Source organism: Paraliobacillus sp. PM-2, from assembly GCF_001368815.1.
GTDB lineage: Bacteria > Bacillota > Bacilli > Bacillales > Amphibacillaceae > Paraliobacillus.
Map to the genome: position 1 here is coordinate 13,064 of NZ_CTEI01000003.1, position 19,572 is coordinate 32,635.

Consider the following 19,572-nt stretch of genomic DNA (forward strand, 5'->3'; position numbering starts at 1 on the left):
CACAACTCCTTCGATTCAAGATCCAAGGACAAAGGGAATGACCAGTTTTCCGTCAATCTAAAAATGTACGAAATACAGAAGGAAGGGCATCACTTACATCTGTCGCCAGAAGATCATAGGTTGAGTGCGTCTGATTAACTAGTTTATCAGCAGCTTTCCCATGAATAAAACAACTATTAGCAATTGCTGATTCAATCGATTGTTTTTGCATGATTAATGCAAGCATTATTCCTGCTAGCGTATCACCACTTCCACCTTTAGCAAGCCCTGCATTACCTGTCATATTCACCCATTGCTTACCTGTTGGAGTAGTAATAATCGTATAAGTTCCTTTTAACACAAGGTATACTTGATACGTTTGGGCAAATTCCTTTGCCAAGTTAAAAGGACAATCCATTACTTCAGAAACAGAACATTCTAGTAAAGCAGCCATCTCTCCAGGATGTGGCGTTAAAATTGTAGGCGACTCTCTTGCAGATAATAGTTCCAATCTACCATTAAGATGATTTAAACCATCTGCATCAATAATCATAGGAATATCCGCTTTTTTTAGTAATTGAATGGTAAACAGACCTGCCTCTTCTGTTCTGCCCATCCCCATACCAATTGCACATGCATCATAACCTAATACATCAAATGGTTGGTTAATAATCTCCCCTTCTTGACCTTTTAATGAATGAAAAGTCACCTCTGGACATTGTGCTGCAACGGAAGAAATAGCACGCTCGACAGTTGCAATAGTGAGTAAGCCCACACCTGAACGAAGCGCAGCCTTTGCTGTCATTGTAATTGACCCTGGCATTTCACCACTACCGCCAACGATTATCCCTTTTCCATGTGTGCCTTTATGGGAGAATGCTAAACGTTTTGGCAATGTAGCTTGTACATTTTCAGCTTGCCAAACACCTCTATTGATTTGGTGAGAAATCGTGCGAATTGGTAATCCGATTTGCACCACGTCCCACTTCCCATAATAAGGAGCATACTTTGATAAAAACGCACTCAGTTTTGGCGCTTCAATGATATAGGTATAATCTGCACATATCACCTCTTCAACGCTTCCTCCCCCATCTGCTGGCACACCACTAGGTATATCAACAGAAATGGTCATACATCCAGAAGCATTAACAGAAGTAACGACTTCTTTAAATGGTGAACGCAAGCTTCCTTTTACACCAATACCAAACATGGCATCAACAATGACATCTGCTTGTTCAATCATTACTTCCATTGCTTTTGTCGAGTCATATCGCTCTACATTTACACCAAAATGCTCTAAAACACGTTTATGATAGGCTGCATCGCCTACTACTTTTTCATCCGAAACTAATTGCATGATTCTTATTTGATAACCTTGGTTGTATAAGCTACGCGCAATCACGTACCCATCTCCACCGTTATTTCCACTACCAACAAGAATCAGTACGCTAGTATTTTTACTAATGTGTTGTTTGATTTTTTCAGCTACAGCTTGTCCTGCATTTTCCATTAGAATACTTCCATCTAATCCCTTTTCCTCCATTGTAATTCGATCAATTTCGTACATTTCAGATGCGGTAACAATATACACTTCATTCCCTCCTACCCGCAGTAAACTATATGAGTTTACTTTGTAAAATATGCTGAATTAACTTCTTTCACTCTCAATGACAACTTGTGCGACAGCATAATGCTCACTGTGTGAGATGGATACGTACACTTGCTTGTCCCTAGTAAAGGACGAATGTATAGCTGGAGCACCATAGTCATTTTTTATTACTTCTATATCTTTAAATCCTAGCTTACCAATCCCAGTACCATAAGCTTTGGCAAATGCTTCTTTCGCAGCAAAACGACCTGCCAAAAATTCAATTCTTCGTTTTTCTGTTTTACATTTACCCAATTGCGCGATTTCCTGATCTGTTAATATTTTTGTAGCAAACCGCGATTTCCTTGCATATACTTTTTTCAATTTACTAATCTCAACAATATCTATACCAATGCCGTTGATCATCGTTATTGATCACCCTTTTTTGTTTATCTACTTTTTAGTATATCGAATATCCGAATCTAATGACAGTCATGTTTCATATCATGATTGGAATTGTTTTTGTTATACATTTGGAATTAAAATGTTATACTTTTTTTATTGTGATTAATAAAAACGATATGAATACTATCAAAGGAGCATGAAAATGTTTTTTCGCACAGAATCATTTAAAGATTTCATTCGGTTCTATCCAATTATTACTGGGATCATTGCCATTCAATTAATTATTTGGTTATTGACCGCTTTTTCCAACACATTGGAACAACTGATTATTATTGAATGGGGTGGTGGTTGGAATATTGCTATTGCTGCAGGGGAATATTGGAGACTACTTACATCCATTTTCATTCACAGTCCTAATTCATTTAGCCATGTCTTGTTTAATTCTTTTTCTTTAGTACTATTTGGTCCTGCCTTAGAACAAATGGTTGGGAAATGGAAGTTTATTTTCATTTATTTATTCACTGGAGTTGTCGGAAATATATTCACATTCCTTATAGACTCTAACTCCATGTATTTACACTATGGTGCATCTGGGGCTGTCTATGGACTAATTGGTTTATACATTTACATGACCTTTTTCCGAAAAGATTTAATCGACCCCTCTAGTTCACAAATAATTGTCATTATCTCCATTATTGGACTACTGATGACATTCATACGTCCTGGCATTAATATCTATGCTCACCTTTTTGGTTTTATTGCAGGTGTTGCTTTAGGACCAGTTATTCTAACAAAAGCAAAAGCCTTTTCTCCTTGGCGTAATAGAAGACGACAGAAAGAACCTAATGAAATTAACTTTAATCCTAACCGATGGAAAAAAAGAAGAATACTCTCTGGTAAAAACACAGGGAATATTATATGGGGAATTATTATCGCCCTAGTTATCTTAGGATTCCTCGGCAATATTTTTAATCTATAACATAGTAAAAGCCAGTGCACAAACATGCACTGGCTTTTGAATATTAACTTATTGTTTCTTATTTGATGCTCGTTTATTTTGGAACTTACGGTTTCTACCGCCAGCTTGTTTTCCTTTGCGATAAAAATTACGTTTATTATCTCCACGGTAATTTTTTCGTTTTGATTTATCATTTTTTGCTTTTTTCACACTTACTGGTTGAACAGAAGATAACGTAACAGGTGTTTGTCTTCTTTCTTTTGTCATCATTTTTAAAGCAGCAGCTACAACTGTAACTGAATCATGTTGATTTAATAACTCAGCAGCTGTTTCACGATAGTCTTGTAAATTCGCTTTTTCAATTGTGCGATTAAGCTTGTCTACAGTGATTTGTTGCTGTCCGCGACGCGCTTCATCAAATGATGGTGCTTGCATACGTGTCATCTTACTCTTTGTCGTTTTTTCAATCAAGTGAAGATGTGGCATTTCTCTTGGTGTAATAAATGAAATTGCTTCTCCACCTTTTCCTGCACGCCCTGTACGCCCGATTCGGTGCACATAGCTTTCCGGATCTTGTGGGACATCAAAGTTATATACATGTGTTACACCAGAAATATCTAATCCACGAGCAGCAACATCAGTAGCAACTAGGATCTCAATACGCCCATTTTTAAATTTATTTAATACAGACATACGTTTCCCTTGCGTCAGGTCACCATGGATTCCTTCTGCTCTAAATCCTCGCGCATGTAAACCTTCTGTTACTTCGTCTACTCTTTTCTTTGTACGACCAAAGATAATTGCAAGCTCTGGCGCATGAATATCTAACAGATTAGTTAGTGTATCAAATTTTTGTTTTTCATTAATTTCTACAAAGAATTGATTAATATTAGAAACCGTCATTTCCTTTGCTTTCACTTTCACTTCTTCTGGTTTCTTCATCAATGTTGTCGCAATTTCTCTAATCTCTTTTGGCATCGTTGCAGAAAATAGTAACGTTTGACGTTGCTCAGGAATTGCTTTTAAGATATCTCGAATATCATCAATGAATCCCATGTTTAGCATTTCATCTGCTTCATCTAATACAGCAGTGTGTACATTACTTGTATTAATTGTTTTACGACGAATATGATCAAGTAAACGTCCTGGTGTTGCAACGACGATATGTGGGCCATCTTTTAACGCACGGATCTGACGCTCCATATGTTGACCACCATAAACAGGCAGTGTACGTACACCTTTAAATTTACCTAAACGATGAATTTCCTCGGAAACTTGGATTGCTAGTTCGCGTGTTGGTGCTACAACCAAACCTTGGATTTTCTTTTGATCTTTGTTGATCTTTTCGATCATCGGAATACCAAATGCAGCTGTCTTACCAGTTCCGGTTTGGGCTTGTCCAATGACATCTTTTCCTTCTAGTCCTAAAGGGATCGTTTGCTCTTGTATCGGTGTTGCTTCTTCAAAACCCATTTGGTCAAGAGCCTTCATAATCGGTTTTGAAATACCTAAAGATTGAAATGTTGTTGTCAATTTCTTTTCATACTCCTTCTTTTTTATATCTCATAGTTCGCACGTTTAACACGTTAACAACTTCTTTTGTATGTTAAGATGTATTTATCTAGATCATTTATTTATTAAAATAACGGCTTCACTGCCATAATGATTGTCAATATATATTGTGAATCAAGACGTTCCAATTGTGGTTTACCTTATCTTATCCCAACAAAATTTAGAACAGAAGTTTAAAAAATACTTCTCGTCAGCTTCCAGATGAAGGAAGGGTGTATTTAAACCCTTGAATCATTAACGTGAAAAAAGCCTTCCTCCACACACGGAAGAGGCTTGTTATCGAGCATTCAATGGATTATTACATCTTACCATACTCTATTTATTAATTCTACATAGAAACTTAATGTATTTCAAACTTTTACATCATAAAGAGAAAAAATAGGAGAAGTTATCGTGTTATTTTAAATTAATTATTTCATTTAAAGTTTAGTCTTATTGTGACCTATTCACTTTTCCTTAGATCCAAATGACTTTGTTTCTGTACCTTATTACCTCTATTTTTAATCACCATCGTATAAATATACTATTTTTTTAGAACTTCTGTATTTTTCATATTATTTAAAGGTATAAAAATTTCTGTATATTAAATTAAACAAAGTAACATATAGAAATGATATACTAAAACTATATTTTATTTTTTAAAAAAGGTGATGACATGCAAGTTCACACATGTGACATTCCGATCTATACTATCTGTATTACCTGCTTTTAAGAACAACATCGATGAAACTATCATCATTCCAACAAGCAGTAAAAAGTAGTGATACACTTTAAATTGAGAGGTGGCCTCGGATTAATGAAACAAATAAGGGAATACTCAGATAATCCTGTCTATCAGAAACATCTAGATATAGATAAGAGAATACTTCTACTTTCCTAAAAAAGCTCGAAGAATCTGATTCATTTCCAAGTTCATCTGCTCCCGGACCACAAGAATACTACCAAACATTTAAAGATATCCCAGAGGATACACCTATCATTTTCTTAGGAATTTCCGCTGGAATAAGTAGTGCTTACAACCATGCAGTGATGGGGAAAGATATGCTTTTAGAAGAACAACCAAACCGGAAGATAGCAGTCATTAGTACAAATACATCCTCCCCTGGTTTGATTTTATTATTAAATGAAGCTGGTGAAAAACTTACAGAAGGTTATAATTTTGATCAGCTTGTCTCCCATCTATATGATAGGGTTGACCATACGGTTACATTATTTGTTTTAAAAACATTAGACAATTTAATTCGCGGCGGTCGTCTTGATAAGGTTAAAGGCGCAATTGCTAAAACATTAAACATTAAACTATTATTACGATCAGATCACGAGGGGAAAATTGAAGTATTAGAAAAAGTCCGTGGTGACAAAAAGGCATTAAGACGCTTTGTTGAGCAAATCGGTGATTATATTAATCATGCAGAAAATAAAGTTTTAACGATGACACACTGCAATGCAAAAGGTCGTGCAGAACAGGTTATCCAAAATATTCAACAAACATATGGTTTTAAACAAACGATATTATCTGAGATAGGATCTGTAATTTCTACTCACACTGGAGAAGGTTCTTTAGTTATTTCGTTTTTTAAAGACAAAAAATAACAATATCAAAAAAGCAATTTCTATTTAACCTTAGTAGAAATTGCTTTGTTTAAAAAATTAAGTACCGCTTCATTCACTACATCTTTATCTTTCCCTAAACAAATATGGTGCTTGGAGTCAGAATAATAAATTGCTTCAATATCTGTTGGAATTTCTTCATCAAGATAGTGTGTAGACGTATATGGAACCATTCCGTCTTGTATTCCTTGTGCTACAAATACAGGACAGAATATATTTTTTAAAGCTGGTTTAGTAAATTTCATACACTTCAAAAATTCGATATAGGCTCGAATCGGAATGTGGCCTCTTTTATGTTGGTATATTTTATATAAAACATTCTCTTGTAAACGACCTGCTATTTTATCTTTAATAATATCTCCTATATCTAATCCCATTTGCACAACATTTATATACCTTCTGGAAGGTGATAATAGAACTAACTTAGCTACGTTATATTTGGAAGCTAAATAAGAAGCAATCATTCCCCCCATTGAAAATCCAATCACATACACTATATCAACCTTTTGTTTTAATTCAATTAGGGCTTGTTCAGCTTTTTGGATCCATTCTGTATATGATACATCATCTAACGCTAAATCTATTCCATGACCAGGTAGTGTTGGTGATTTTATGATCCAATCTGTATTTTTTTTCAAATATGTTACCAACGGTTCTATCTCATATAATCCTCCAGTAAAACCATGAATACATAAACACCCAATCATGTTTCCATCCCTTTCTTTTTTCTTTACTATTCCCCTATTACATTTGCTTATGCCTTTTTCAGATCAAAGCTAAAAGCGCCCATTTAAATGCGAACAAACTGTACTCATAAACAACATAAGTGGTTTGCTAGTTACTGGGCGCAGAAATCAGACTTGGCTGTTTTCTTATATGATTTTTTATACAACTGTTTAATACAATTGAGTTTCTAGAATTCCTTTCTTCTTTAAATAAATAATCCTTGTCACCTTTCTGACAAGGATCATCATTTAAACCCCTTTATGAATGATCCAAGACCTTTTATCATTGGAGTAATTTGTTGATACGTGTTAGCCACTTGCCCGACCGTATTTAACATCTTATCTAAATCCATTTGTCCATCTTTATCTTGAAAATACTGCATAAAGCCTTTTGCTTGTTGGCCATATGTGCTAAAAGATGTTTGTGATTGTTCCGGATACCATTCCATTGGATGCGGCGGTTTTGAAAAATATTGATAAGGTGTTGGAAAGGGCGCTTGTTGAGATGTTAAGTTATTTGGTTTTTGAGAATGGAAAGGCGAATAGCTATTTGGATTGTACGGATCACCCTCAAAAGGTTGAAAAGGAAACGGACCCTTTCTCTGTTTTGACATAGAAGTGAACACCTCTTTTTCAATCTTTTGCTATATCCTATGCATCAAATCATTTAATTGTTCTTATCCTAATTTACAAACGAATCAATTCGCTTTCTAATTTGTGCTTTTGAAACCCTAATATTTTGTGATTATTTACCATAGTTACTGGGGTTGCATAAATATGTTGTTCTTGTAATTCCTTTAAATTTTTTTTATCTTCCGTAATGTTTTTTATTTCATAAGAAATACCCAATTCTTTCAAAAAATGAATTAACTTATTTGATTCTGAACAATTATTACTGACATAAATGGTAACTTGCTGTTTCCCTTCCATCATGGCTCCTCCTCAAACGTATCTGTGTTTCAAGTTGTTTAATAATCAGTACCTATTTACTAATTTTCTGAAATCAATTCGTAATATACAGGACTCTGTAACTAATTCATTTTATTAGATACCCACTACACTAAAGATTAAACTTCATTGTTTTACTTTTTCATTTTATTGTCACTTGTTTTAAGAATTAGTACAAGAAAACTTACCCTGGTGCTTATATTTTGATACCGACAATGGGAGGCGTATTATCAAGTTTTATTATTTCAGTTGATCTGCATAGGTTCCTAGTTTTTTTAGGAGCTGAATAGCTTGCAATTTTTCTTCCTCTGTTAAGCCATTCATTATTGTTTCTATTTGTTTCCAATGAGCAGGAAAAATGTCATTTAATAATGCTTCCCCTTTCTCTGTAATGGAAGCATAGGTGATTCGGCGGTCAGACTCATCTGGTATTCGATTAATATAACCTTTGCTTTCTAGCTTATTAACTACATAGGTGATACTACCACTAGCTAATAATATTTTATCTCCAATTTTTTGTAATGATTGATTTCCCTGATGATACAATAGTTCTAATACACCAAAGTCTGTTGTGTTTAATCCTTTTTTTCTGATGTCATCTGCCACTTGATCAGATACCGATCGATATGCTTTAGATAAAACCACAAATAGTTTTAAAGAAGGGTCTTGCTTTTTTCTTTGATATAACTTTTTTTGTTCATCCATTGTTTTTCCTCTTTCTATAATTTTTAAATCTACCTACTCCCCTAAAGAACATCCATATTAACACAATAGCTAACAAACTATCGAAGGAGTAGATATACTATTTTTCGTACAACTAGTCCATCACTCAATGATTTTCTCAAAATAAGCCAATTTTGGTGCATGCTCATTTTCTTTTCTTGTTTGCACAAATTGATAGCCATTTCGTTTAAATAATTGTTGTGCATAATGGTTCTCAGAAAAAGTATCTGTATTTATAAGTGTTACATTATTTTTTAAAGCTAACTGTTCTGCATAAGTAAAAAATTGATCTGCAATTCCTTTCCCTCTTGCACTAGGGTCTATTGCTAAACGTTTTAGAGTAAAAAACTTGTGATGGGGTGTCCAAGCAATTAAATGATATTCTTCATGCCCTCTGTTACTAATTGTACATACTCCTACCAACGTTGAATTTGTCTCAAAAACGTATAATTCACCTCTATCTATATCCTTTTGATAATCTTTTACTTGTGGATAAGAATCGTCCCATTGATAACTTCCCTGCCTATTCATTACTGTAACGACCCTTTTTACAATTGCCATTATGTATGTTAAATCCTCACTTGTTGCTTTGCGAATCATCGGTCTAACCTCCGTTAACCATCTTTTAAACGTATTATAACTTATTCAAACGATACATTATGTATTGTTTAAGCACAACAGAGAATTTGTTTTTCTGTTAGAAAGATAAATAAAACGGACACCGTTATCGATGTCCGTTTTATTATGCTAGTTCTTTTTCTAAAAATGCGGTAACTTCTTCTGGTGTTTTCGTATAAGCACTATGCTGATGTGCTATTTTTTCACCATTTTTAAAAATGAGTAGGCTAGGTATTCCCATCACTTCATATGTTTGTGCTAATCCTTCAATTTCATCACTATTGACTTCATACCATTGATAGTCTTTGTACGTCTCTAATATATCACCAATAAACATATCCATTCGTTTACAATCCGGGCACCAGTCTGCATAAAATTTAACGATAACAGGTTTTTCTGATTGAATGACCTGATTAAATGCTTCTTTTGTATTAATATGCTTCATTATTAAATATACCTCCTTTTTTACCACTCACTTTATCATTTTGCTATCATGCTTGCAATGAATCTGTTTACACATTTTTATACTCCACACGGCCAAGCAAAAAGGCAACAAACAGCCCTAGTGCAAAGGTAATAATACTTACTACTGCCTCACTTGTACTTGTTGGCCAACCTGGAAAAATGACAAAGACAGACCCAATTACAAGTCCAATAATTACGGCAAAAGTTGCGGTAGTGTAATTTGCTAGGAAATAATGTACCATTTTACTCATTACTACAATTCCAACAACAATTCCGATGCCTACAACTGCGATAATATCTATTTTAAATTCACTGATTGCATTAATAATCGTATTATACGCACCTAATATTAATAGTAGAAATGACCCGCTGATCCCCGGTAAAATCATTGCCGCACTTGCAATGAAGCCAGCAAAAAATAAAAATCCATACGTTTGTATATTCATCGTTGTTATACTATCTGTATTACCTGCTTTTAAGAACAACATCGATGAAACTATCATCATTCCAACAAGCAGTAAAAAGTAGTGATTCACTTTAAATTTATATTTTGCCTCGGATTTATGAAACAAATAAGGTAATACTCCTATAATCAGACCTAAAAAAGAGAACTGTGTTGGTCTGGGATAATGATCAAATAAAAATTCAATTCCCCTTGCCAACAAAAAGATAGACGTTAAGATCCCAATGCCTAATGGAATTAAAAATGACAAATGCTTCTTCCAATCCTTACTTAAAAATCCATTGACTGCTGTAATTAAACGATCATAAATACCAAGTACTACAGCAATGGTGCCACCACTTACTCCTGGTACGACGTCACTCGCTCCCATCATCATACCGCGATAAATATTTTTCCATTCCATATGTATTATCCCCTTAAAATAAGTATATATCTTCTGTATTATAGCAAAATTGGATAAGAAATACATACTGATTTTTTATGAACCACTTAAATTTAAATTAGAATTTACATTTACTTTTCAATGAATGTTAATTCAGGCATCCACTGTGATAGGTGCTGTTGCATTTCTTTATAATGTTTTTCATGATCAGTTAGTTGTTCGTCAGTTAATTGATACATCGGAATGACTTGATAATCTGATTCTGATTCTTCGGTGAAGTCAACAAATGTTGGTAAAAACTTAGGGGAATGTAATGTAATTCTTTCTTTACCTTTATCCCATTCCTTCTGGATCGTTAGCTGCACCATGCCTCCAATGCGTCGATAGAATTCATCTTGTCCAGATAAAAAATTACCTAGTGAATAGATAACGAAGGTTCGATTTCCTTTTTCACCTTCAATCCATTCCATTGGTTGTAAGACATGTGGATGATGCCCAAAAACAACATCTACTCCTAAATCAGCTACATATTGTACAAGGTCCTTTTGTTTTTCGTTTGGCATTCTCTCGTATTGGTTACCAAAGTGTAGGTTTAGTACAACAACATCTGACACTTTCTTTGCCTTTTTTACATCTTTTGCAATTGCTTTTCGATTAATGCGATTAACGAGATATTCTTTCCCATCTGGTGTAGGAATACCGTTTGTTCCATAGGTATAGCCTAAAAAAGATAAAGAAATATCTTCTTCAGTATGGATTACACGAACCTTCTCACTATCTTCTTGGCTGTGATACGATCCAACATAAGGCATATTTATGTTATTCCAATGTGAAATGGCTCGTTGTATCGCTTGTTCTCCTCGATCTAGTGTATGGTTATTTGCAAGTGATACAATATCAACACCCACTGTTTTTAACGCATCACCAACTGCTACCGGACTATTAAAGCGTGGATAAGAAGATAATCCTATTTCTTCCCCGCCAATCATTGTCTCTTGATTGGCTGTTGTAATCGTTGGTTGGGATAAATATGGCTGAACTTTTTCAAGCATTGGCATAAAATGATAACCCTCAGTTCCTTTAGCATCATTATATACCCGGTCATGAATTAATATGTCACCTACTGCAGCCAGTGTAACATTACGCTTTCTTTGCATAATGTCCAGTTCTTCTTTCAATAGTATATCTATTCCATCACGTTTAGCATGATAGGACGTTTCATACTGCTCTTTGCCTTTTTGGCACGAAAGTAAAAGGCTACCTATAAAAATGATAAATATAACTAATCTAATTCTTTTTCCCATTGTTTCCACTCCTCAATGAAGTGTTTATTTTCCCCTTATGAGATAAACAACCAATACTACATATTTTATGTATTCTGAGACTTTCTAGGATTTTAGAATATGTTTGATGTTTGTAAATACATCATGGTTGAATCCTTCTGCGAAAGAACCTTGGTTTCGTACTGCCTTACCAAAATGGTACTGGGTTGCACCAATATAGGAATGAAGTGTTGATATATTCATGGAATCTAGTCCACTCCCTGGAAGAATTGCAGGTCCTTTTAACTGATTTGCTAATGTTACTAATTGCCTTAATTCCTCTTTTCCTTGTTCACAATTAATTGCTCCACCTGACGTTAGAATCCTTTTCACTTGCTTATATTGAGTCAGCGTGTGATATGCATCTTGTTGTGATACTACTTCATCAAATGCTCGATGAAAAGTAATATCTAGCTGTGGTGCTATTTCTACAATTTTATTTAATGCTTGTTGATTAACCGTATTATCTCTATTTAAAGCACCAAATACAATCCGATTTCCACCAAGTGTGATCACATTTTTTATATCTTCTAAAATAATAGCTAAGTCAGATTCATTGTAATAGAAGTGATTACTATGCGGACGAATCATTACTTGCACAGGGATATTCACGCTTTGTAATACTTGTTTAATCGTTCCATAGCTTGGAGTTAATCCTCCTTCACTGATTGCTGATACTAATTCTAATCGATCTGCTCCCATTACTTCTGCCTCTTTTGCATCTTCTGCATTTTGAACAATTACTTCTATTTTCATGATGTATCACCTTTCTAATATATTGTTTTTTTCTATATCATAATGTTTTTCATTTCATAACATTTTATCAATTTCATTCTCAAAAAGATAGTCTATTCAATTTGCATCTCTTTTTTTATTTAAAACAAATCGGGTATAATAATAAAGAAGAGAAGAGGTGATACGAATGTTAGCTGATAAATTAATTTGCGCGATCACATATGCAACAAAAAAACACGAAGGACAAATAAGAAAAGTAGATGGTGTCCCATATATCGTACACCCTTATCGCGTAGCAATGCTTTTAAAAGAAGAGGGATATAATGATGACATTGTCATTGCAGGTTTGTTACACGATGTAGTAGAAGATACTGACGGCACAATTGGAGAAATCTCTAATTTATTTGGTAACCAAATTGCGAAACTTGTTTCCTTTGCTACTGAGCCCGATAGAAATAATACATGGGAAGAACGAAAAAAGCACACCATTCATCACCTGAAGGAGGCACCTTTAGAAGCAAGGCTAGTTGTATGTGCAGATAAAATTGACAATATCCGCTCTATCTTAGAAAATGAAAAGATATTTGGTAGTGAGATTTGGAAACACTTCAAAAGCAGTAAAGATTCTCAACGATGGTATTATCAAGAGATTTACAAAAGTTTACATACAAATCTTCCTACTGTTTCTATTCCAGCATTATTTATTCAATTAGAACAACTAATTGAACAATTTTAGTAAGGAGGATATGATGAACGATTTAATACAATTAAAAGACAAATCTATTTTAATAATGGGAGTAGCAAACGAACGTAGCTTAGCTTGGGGTGTAGCAAAAGTGCTGCACCAGGCTGGCGCCAAGCTTGCTTTTACCTATCGAAAGGAACGCTCTTACCAAAAGTTATCTAATCTTCTAGAACAAGAAGGGATAGAAGATGCACCAATGGTTGCTTGTGATGTGAATGAAGATGAAAGCATCAAGCAGGCTTTTTCAACCATTCATCAAAAAATGGGGATGATTGATGGGATCGTTCATGCGATTGCATTCGCTCATGGTGAAGATCTTCAAAATGATTTTATTGAAACGACACGAAGCGGCTATGCTTTTGCTCAAGATACAAGTGCTTACTCATTAATTGCCGTTGCTAGAGAAGCACGTCCTTATTTATCGTCCGGAGCATCGATTGTAACAATGAGTGCTCTTGGTGCAGAGCGAGTTCTTGACGGCTATAAAATAATGGGTGTGGCAAAGGCAGCCTTGGAATCAACTTGTAAGCATTTAGCACTTGATTTAGGACCGGATAGTATTCGTGTAAACGCAATCTCTGCTGGACCTATTCGAACATTAGCCTCTCAAGGTGTACCAACCATTAAACAAATGCTTAAAGATACAAAAGAAAAAGCACCATTAAAACGAAATGTGACACAAGAGGAAGTAGGGAAAGCAACTTTAATGTTATTAAGTCCTCTTTCTAGCGGTATTACTGGAGAAACCTTACATGTAGATGGTGGTTACAACATCATGGGATAAAAATAAAATATTTTATGTTTAACGGGATATCTTATCGGGAATAAATAATTTATAGCCATAAGCAACCAATCTAATTAATGAAAGGATGTATACAACATATGGCACGCAAACAACAATATCAACCAACAAAAAAATCAGGTGTTGAATTATCAGATGCACAAGAAGTAAATTACAACAGCGCATTTAAACAAGCTGATATTGCTGGTGGATTTCGTAAGGAAAAACTAAATCAAATTCGTCGTGAAGAATAGTCATAGACGTTATGTTTTAAAGCTAGGTAGTCACCCCACTACCTAGCTTTTTTATGTTTTAGTTTATTTTTTCCTAAAAAAATGTGATTATTTGTAGCTACTTTTCGTCTTTATTATTAAGAACAATAAAACAGGAGGAAACCATGATACAAATCAAAGATTTATCGCATCATTTTGAGTTAGGAAAAAAAGGATCTAAAACGAGCATCCCGGTGCTTCATAATATTTCACTTACTATTGATAAAAAAGAGATTGTTGCTATTGTTGGAAAAAGCGGATCAGGTAAGTCTACATTACTAAACTTGATTGGCGGGTTTATGCGTCCTAGTAAAGGTGACATTTGGATTGATGAAACAAACGTGACAAAATTGAATGAAGCAGGATTCGCTGATTTTCGCCTTAATCATATCGGGTTTATTTTTCAAAACTTTCAACTTATCCCTAGCATGACTGCTTATCAAAACGTTGAACTTCCATTGATTTTAAAAGGTATTGACGAACGAAAACGAACGGAAATTACTAAAAAAACGCTGAAGAGAGTTGGATTACTAGATTATCACGAACATTATCCAAGTGAATTATCCGGAGGACAGCAGCAACGAGTTAGTATTGCTAGAGCTTTAGTATTAAATCCACCAATTATCTTGGCAGATGAGCCTACGGGAAGTTTAGACAGTGAAACAGAAGCTGATCTTTTAGGATTTATTCAACAATTAAATCAAGAATTAGGGATAACCTTTTTAATTATTACACATGATGATGAAGTTGCAAGCATCGGGAATCGAGTGATTGAAATTCGAGACGGTTGGCTAATGGAAGGAAGTGTGTCCTTATGAGAATCAGAGACCAGTTCCGCTTTGTCAAACAAAATATGAAGAAAAATAAAATGCGTGTTTTTATGACGGTCTTAGCAACTGCAATGGGTTGTGCTTTTCTTATCGTTATTGCTTCTGTTCCATTTGGACTTCATCAAACATTTGTAAAAGACTTATTACAGCAAGATACGATTAATGAAATAAATGTCCAAGGTATCGAAACGGATGAAGGATACCAACCTATCACCGAAAAAGACATAAAGAATCTTAGACAATTCAAAAACGTCAAAGCGGTTACGTTTAAGTCCTACATTGAGCAGCCAACTACTTTTTCTATTGATAATTATAAATTAGAAACTGGTGCTATGGCGGTTGACTTTAATGCAGAGCGAAATGCAGGAATATCCTTAGAAGACGGAACTTTTCCCTCTAAAGAAAACGAGGTACTTGTTGGTTATCACTTTGCCACTCAATTATTTCCTACTGATACCGACAAGGAAGAAGAATTATACAATGAAAAAGGAAAATTGAAAGAAGCTTACCAATATCAAAAAGAAATTATTGGTCAAACATTCCAAATGACAGTCACGCGAATGAATAAAGACGGAGAAGAAGAAACAAAAGAAATACCGATAACCATTGCAGGCATTATGGAGGAACCAGCACGCGATTGGATGATGGATACAGAAGTACGAATATCTGAATCATTATTACATGATATAGAACAATACACAGGGACTCCTAATGGACAAATAACTATTCCAAATGAAAATATAGAAAATGAAAAACATTACGCTAACATAACAGTCTATTCTTACTCACTTGAACAAGTACAAACACTAACTGAGAAATTAGAAGATAACAATTATCTTGTTTACTCAGTAGCTAGTTCTCTAAATCAATTAAATATGATCTTTACTATTGCAAAGGCTGGATTAATCTTTATTGGTACCATTGCAATTTTAATTGCTTCCATTGGTATATACAACACCATGACGATGGCTGTTACAGAGCGTGCGCCTGATATTGGTATTATGAAAGCAATTGGTGCAAATCCTAAAGTAATTAAGCGTATATTCTTATTAGAGAGTAGTTATATTGGTCTTCTTGGAGCTGTAATAGGAACTATTATTGCTTATATGATTAGTTTATTCGTTAATTTTGTTATACCAATAATAATACAATCAGCTTTTCAAGAAGAATTACCTGAAGGATTTAAATTCTCAGCGATACCAGCGACATTAGTAATCATTGCTATTGCTATTTGTTTGATAGTTACCATTATTTCTGGATCAAGACCAGCAAAAAAAGCAACACGAATTGATATACTAAAAGCGATGCGTAGAGAAATATAATACAAAGTCCCATTTAAGTTGTATTTCAACTAAATGGGACTTTGTATCGCTCTTTATCCAAGCGCAACATCTAGGATCATCATAACGACGAAACCAACCATTAAACTCATCGTTGTTATTTGAATATGACCTCTTTCTTGTGATCCCGGTATTACCTCTTTTGCAACCACAAAAATCATTGCACCAGCCGCAAAACTTAATGCATAAGGTAATAAAGGTTCAATAAATATGACCGCTACTGCCCCTATTACGGCTGAAATCGGCTCTACCATTCCCGAAAATTGACCATAGAAAAAACTTTTTTTCGGACTCATTCCCTCTCTACGCAAAGGAATAGATACAGCTGTCCCTTCTGGTATATTTTGTATGCCAATTCCTAGTGCTAGAGCGATAGCCCCTGTTAAGGAGCTAGTTGTAAAGTCTGAAGCCAACGCACCAAATGCGACACCTACTGCTAATCCTTCTGGAATGTTATGCATGGTAATTGAAAAAATCAGCATAGCTGTTCGATGCTTCGCTTTTCGATCAATAATTTCTTTAAAATATAATTCGTCATTAATCATAGGTAAGATTCGATCTACCAATAATAAAAATACGCCACCTAACAAGAAACCTACTGCTGCTGGAATATAAGCTGGTACTCCTTGTGATTCAGCCATTTCAATTCCAGGTGCCAATAGTGACCAAAAACTGGCCGCGATCATTACCCCACCAGCAAATGCTAGCATACTATCAAAAACTAAAGGATTTGCCTTCTTTGTTGAAAAAACAAACGACGCTCCAAATGCAGTACATCCCCATGTGAACAAAGTTGCCAATAGGGCTAAAAGCACTGGATTTAAATCTGCAAGCGATTGAATCATTGCTTTCTAACTCCTTTTTTATGAAATCATATTATTATTTAAATCTTTATTTTTTGCCTTAGGGAAAAAAACTAACCTTACTCCAATATTCTATGTGCAACGAGGATCATTTGTCAATAATTTCAGTTACTTTCTCATCTTTCACAACATCTTCTGCTTTAATTGTCTAGTTAAAGCCATAGTGGTTGAGGAATAAAAAATTCGCCCCTGTAAAAAAATTTTCTTCTTACCAGATTTCTACTTATAAAAAAAACCAGTGAATTAATTCACTGGTTTCTTCTTAAATTCTATTTATTTTTTCTTCTTTGAAGCTTTTTCACGTTCATTTTTGTTTAATATTTTTTTACGTAAACGAATCGCTTCTGGAGTTACTTCACAATATTCATCATCATCCAAGTATTCAATCGCTTCTTCTAATGTTAAGGTTCGTGTCTTGCGTATCGTTGCCGTTTGATCTTTGTTTGCTGAACGAACATTCGTTAAATGTTTTTCTTTTGTAATATTAACAGTTAAATCATTCTCTCTGTTATGCTCTCCAACAATCATTCCAGCGTATACTTCTGTACCAGGTTCAACAAAAATCGTACCACGATCTTCTAATCCCATAATACCGTAAGTAGATGCTTTACCATTTTCTAAAGCAACTAGTACGCCTTGTCGTCTACCTCCTACAGAACCCTTTACAACTGGTTTATAAGAATCAAATGTATGATTAATAATTCCATAACCACGTGTTTGTGTCATAAATTCTGTAGAGTAACCGATCAATCCCCGAGAAGGAATATGGAATTCCATTCGTACTTGTCCATTACCTTGGTTTACCATATCAATCATTTCACCTTTTCGTGAACCTAATGATTCCATTACTGCTCCTGTATGTTCTTCAGGAACATCTACTTGCACATGCTCAACTGGTTCACAAGGTACACCATCAACCTCTTTAATGATAACTTGCGGCTTGGAAAGTTGTAATTCATACCCTTCACGACGCATATTTTCCACAAGAATGGATAAATGTAACTCTCCACGTCCAGACACAATCCAAGCATCTGGTGACTCTGTTGGATCGACACGCAAACTAACGTCTGTTTCAAGTTGTGTTAATAAACGTTCTTCAATTTTTCTAGATGTGATATACTTTCCTTCTTTACCTGCAAACGGACTATTATTTACGACAAAAGTCATTTGAAGTGTTGGCTCATCAATACGTAAAATAGGTAATGCTTCCTGTTTATCAACTGGACATACTGTTTCACCTACATTAATATCTTCCATCCCAGATAATGCAATGATGTCTCCAGCTTTCGCCTCTTCAATTTCAATTCGCTTTAATCCGATAAAACCAAATAATTTTGTCACACGGAAGTTTTTAACAGATCCGTCTTTTTTCATTAAAGCTACTTGTTGACCAACTTTAATCGTTCCTCGGAAAATACGTCCAATACCGACACGTCCAAGATAATCATTGTAATCAAGCAAGGTTACTTGAAACTGCAGTGGATCTTGTGAATTGTCAACTGGAGCAGGAATATGTTCTAAAATAGTTTTAAATACTGCTTCCATTGACTCTTCTTGTTCTTCAGGCTCTTCACCAGATGTACCATTTAATGCTGATGCATAAACCACTGGGAATTCTAATTGTGCATCATCTGCACCTAATTCAATAAATAAATCAAGCACTTCATCTATCACTTCATTTGGACGAGCATTTGGACGATCAATTTTATTTAACACAACAACGGGCGTTAGTTTTTGTTCTAAAGCTTTTTTTAATACAAACCGTGTTTGCGGCATACACCCTTCATAGGCATCAACCACTAACAATACTCCATCTACCATACGCATAATCCGCTCTACTTCTCCACCAAAGTCTGCGTGTCCAGGTGTGTCTAGAATATTGATGTGTGTATCTTTATAATTGATGGCTGTGTTTTTCGCTAAAATTGTAATACCGCGTTCTTTTTCTATGTCATTTGAGTCCATTGCTCGCTCATCTACTTGTTCATGTTCATGAAATGTACCAGAATAACGTAACAATTGGTCAACTAGTGTTGTTTTGCCGTGATCAACGTGTGCAATAATCGCAATGTTACGAATATCTTCTCTTAATTGCATCCCTCTTTCAGCTCCTCTTTCTAAAACGTTCGATTTTCTCGATAACCAAACAATTATATCACAATTGTCGAATGATAGCTATTTTTATATTATTTTTTCTTCATACTTTTATAGTACGCCATTTTATTTCTACTATCAAAAAGAAATGAT

General features: G+C 34.8%; 20 protein-coding genes and 1 pseudogene. 7 read left to right on the top strand and 14 right to left on the bottom strand.

The window, feature by feature from the left end; all coding sequences use genetic code 11:
* Positions 1-52: 52 nt before the first annotated feature.
* Positions 53-1,570 carry an NAD(P)H-hydrate dehydratase gene (locus BN1058_RS12635; RefSeq protein WP_090858346.1) on the bottom strand — a complete coding sequence of 506 codons (1,518 nt, stop codon included), beginning with the start codon at positions 1,568-1,570 and terminating at the stop codon, positions 53-55.
* Positions 1,571-1,627: 57 nt separating this feature from the next.
* The gene (gene acpS / locus BN1058_RS12640; protein ID WP_090858348.1) at positions 1,628-1,993 is read right to left on the bottom strand and encodes a holo-ACP synthase; all 366 of its coding nucleotides are present in this window, start codon (positions 1,991-1,993) and stop codon (positions 1,628-1,630) included.
* Positions 1,994-2,174: 181 nt separating this feature from the next.
* Here acpS and BN1058_RS12645 point away from each other — a divergent pair, with 181 nt between their 5' ends.
* A complete protein-coding gene (locus BN1058_RS12645; RefSeq protein ID WP_090858350.1) occupies positions 2,175-2,951 on the top strand; it encodes a rhomboid family intramembrane serine protease in 777 nt (258 codons plus the stop codon).
* Between the two features lie 48 nt (positions 2,952-2,999).
* On the opposite strand, the gene BN1058_RS12650 is transcribed toward BN1058_RS12645, so the two are convergent.
* Positions 3,000-4,463: a degradosome RNA helicase CshA gene (locus BN1058_RS12650; protein WP_304362518.1), complete on the bottom strand. Its 1,464-nt coding sequence runs from the start codon at positions 4,461-4,463 to the stop codon at positions 3,000-3,002.
* A gap of 915 nt (positions 4,464-5,378) precedes the next feature.
* Here BN1058_RS12650 and BN1058_RS12655 point away from each other — a divergent pair.
* Positions 5,379-6,095, top strand: a pseudogene (locus BN1058_RS12655) (DegV family protein); the annotation flags it as partial.
* A gap of 20 nt (positions 6,096-6,115) precedes the next feature.
* Here the strand turns inward: BN1058_RS12655 and BN1058_RS12660 are convergent.
* From BN1058_RS12660 to BN1058_RS12700, 9 genes are all read right to left on the bottom strand, one after another.
* A complete protein-coding gene (locus BN1058_RS12660) occupies positions 6,116-6,820 on the bottom strand; it encodes an alpha/beta hydrolase (RefSeq protein ID WP_090858355.1) in 705 nt (234 codons plus the stop codon).
* A 263-nt stretch (positions 6,821-7,083) separates the two neighbouring features.
* Positions 7,084-7,452 (bottom strand): YppG family protein, encoded by a 369-nt coding sequence (locus BN1058_RS12665; protein WP_090858358.1) that lies wholly within the window; start codon positions 7,450-7,452, stop codon positions 7,084-7,086.
* A 73-nt stretch (positions 7,453-7,525) separates the two neighbouring features.
* Positions 7,526-7,768 carry a glutaredoxin family protein gene (locus tag BN1058_RS12670; protein WP_176694520.1) on the bottom strand — a complete coding sequence of 81 codons (243 nt, stop codon included), beginning with the start codon at positions 7,766-7,768 and terminating at the stop codon, positions 7,526-7,528.
* Between the two features lie 258 nt (positions 7,769-8,026).
* On the bottom strand, positions 8,027-8,491 hold the full coding sequence (locus BN1058_RS12675) for a MarR family winged helix-turn-helix transcriptional regulator (RefSeq protein WP_090858363.1): 465 nt from the start codon (positions 8,489-8,491) through the stop codon (positions 8,027-8,029).
* A gap of 120 nt (positions 8,492-8,611) precedes the next feature.
* Positions 8,612-9,109, bottom strand: coding sequence for a GNAT family N-acetyltransferase (locus tag BN1058_RS12680; protein ID WP_090858366.1), 498 nt, complete (start codon positions 9,107-9,109; stop codon positions 8,612-8,614).
* 142 nt (positions 9,110-9,251) lie between these two features.
* Complete coding sequence (locus BN1058_RS12685; protein ID WP_090858370.1) at positions 9,252-9,572, bottom strand: thioredoxin family protein; 321 nt, start codon at positions 9,570-9,572, stop codon at positions 9,252-9,254.
* A gap of 67 nt (positions 9,573-9,639) precedes the next feature.
* Complete coding sequence (locus BN1058_RS12690) at positions 9,640-10,458, bottom strand: DUF368 domain-containing protein (protein ID WP_090858373.1); 819 nt, start codon at positions 10,456-10,458, stop codon at positions 9,640-9,642.
* A 110-nt stretch (positions 10,459-10,568) separates the two neighbouring features.
* Positions 10,569-11,741: a CapA family protein gene (locus BN1058_RS12695; RefSeq protein WP_090858376.1), complete on the bottom strand. Its 1,173-nt coding sequence runs from the start codon at positions 11,739-11,741 to the stop codon at positions 10,569-10,571.
* Positions 11,742-11,825: 84 nt separating this feature from the next.
* Positions 11,826-12,515, bottom strand: coding sequence for a copper homeostasis protein CutC (locus BN1058_RS12700; protein ID WP_090858379.1), 690 nt, complete (start codon positions 12,513-12,515; stop codon positions 11,826-11,828).
* Between the two features lie 166 nt (positions 12,516-12,681).
* Between BN1058_RS12700 and BN1058_RS12705 the strand changes: the two genes are divergently transcribed.
* The 5 genes from BN1058_RS12705 to BN1058_RS12725 all read left to right on the top strand — a co-directional run bounded on the left by BN1058_RS12705 (position 12,682) and on the right by BN1058_RS12725 (position 16,444).
* A complete protein-coding gene (locus BN1058_RS12705) occupies positions 12,682-13,230 on the top strand; it encodes an HD domain-containing protein (protein WP_090858382.1) in 549 nt (182 codons plus the stop codon).
* Positions 13,231-13,243: 13 nt separating this feature from the next.
* A complete protein-coding gene (locus tag BN1058_RS12710; RefSeq protein WP_090858386.1) occupies positions 13,244-14,023 on the top strand; it encodes an enoyl-ACP reductase FabI in 780 nt (259 codons plus the stop codon).
* 98 nt (positions 14,024-14,121) lie between these two features.
* Positions 14,122-14,274 carry a YfhE family protein gene (locus tag BN1058_RS12715; RefSeq protein ID WP_090858389.1) on the top strand — a complete coding sequence of 51 codons (153 nt, stop codon included), beginning with the start codon at positions 14,122-14,124 and terminating at the stop codon, positions 14,272-14,274.
* A gap of 143 nt (positions 14,275-14,417) precedes the next feature.
* Positions 14,418-15,110 (top strand): ABC transporter ATP-binding protein, encoded by a 693-nt coding sequence (locus BN1058_RS12720; protein ID WP_090858392.1) that lies wholly within the window; start codon positions 14,418-14,420, stop codon positions 15,108-15,110.
* Positions 15,107-16,444, top strand: a complete 1,338-nt coding sequence (locus BN1058_RS12725) for an ABC transporter permease (protein WP_090858395.1) — start codon at positions 15,107-15,109, stop codon at positions 16,442-16,444. The genes BN1058_RS12720 and BN1058_RS12725 overlap by 4 nt, the downstream gene beginning before the upstream one ends.
* A 53-nt stretch (positions 16,445-16,497) precedes the next feature.
* Here BN1058_RS12725 and BN1058_RS12730 read toward each other — a convergent pair whose 3' ends face one another.
* Together BN1058_RS12730 and typA are read right to left on the bottom strand one after the other, a co-directional pair.
* Positions 16,498-17,307 carry a ZIP family metal transporter gene (locus tag BN1058_RS12730; RefSeq protein ID WP_090858398.1) on the bottom strand — a complete coding sequence of 270 codons (810 nt, stop codon included), beginning with the start codon at positions 17,305-17,307 and terminating at the stop codon, positions 16,498-16,500.
* 291 nt (positions 17,308-17,598) lie between these two features.
* Positions 17,599-19,422 carry a translational GTPase TypA gene (typA, locus tag BN1058_RS12735; RefSeq protein ID WP_090858401.1) on the bottom strand — a complete coding sequence of 608 codons (1,824 nt, stop codon included), beginning with the start codon at positions 19,420-19,422 and terminating at the stop codon, positions 17,599-17,601.
* Between the last annotated feature and the right edge of the window lie 150 nt (positions 19,423-19,572).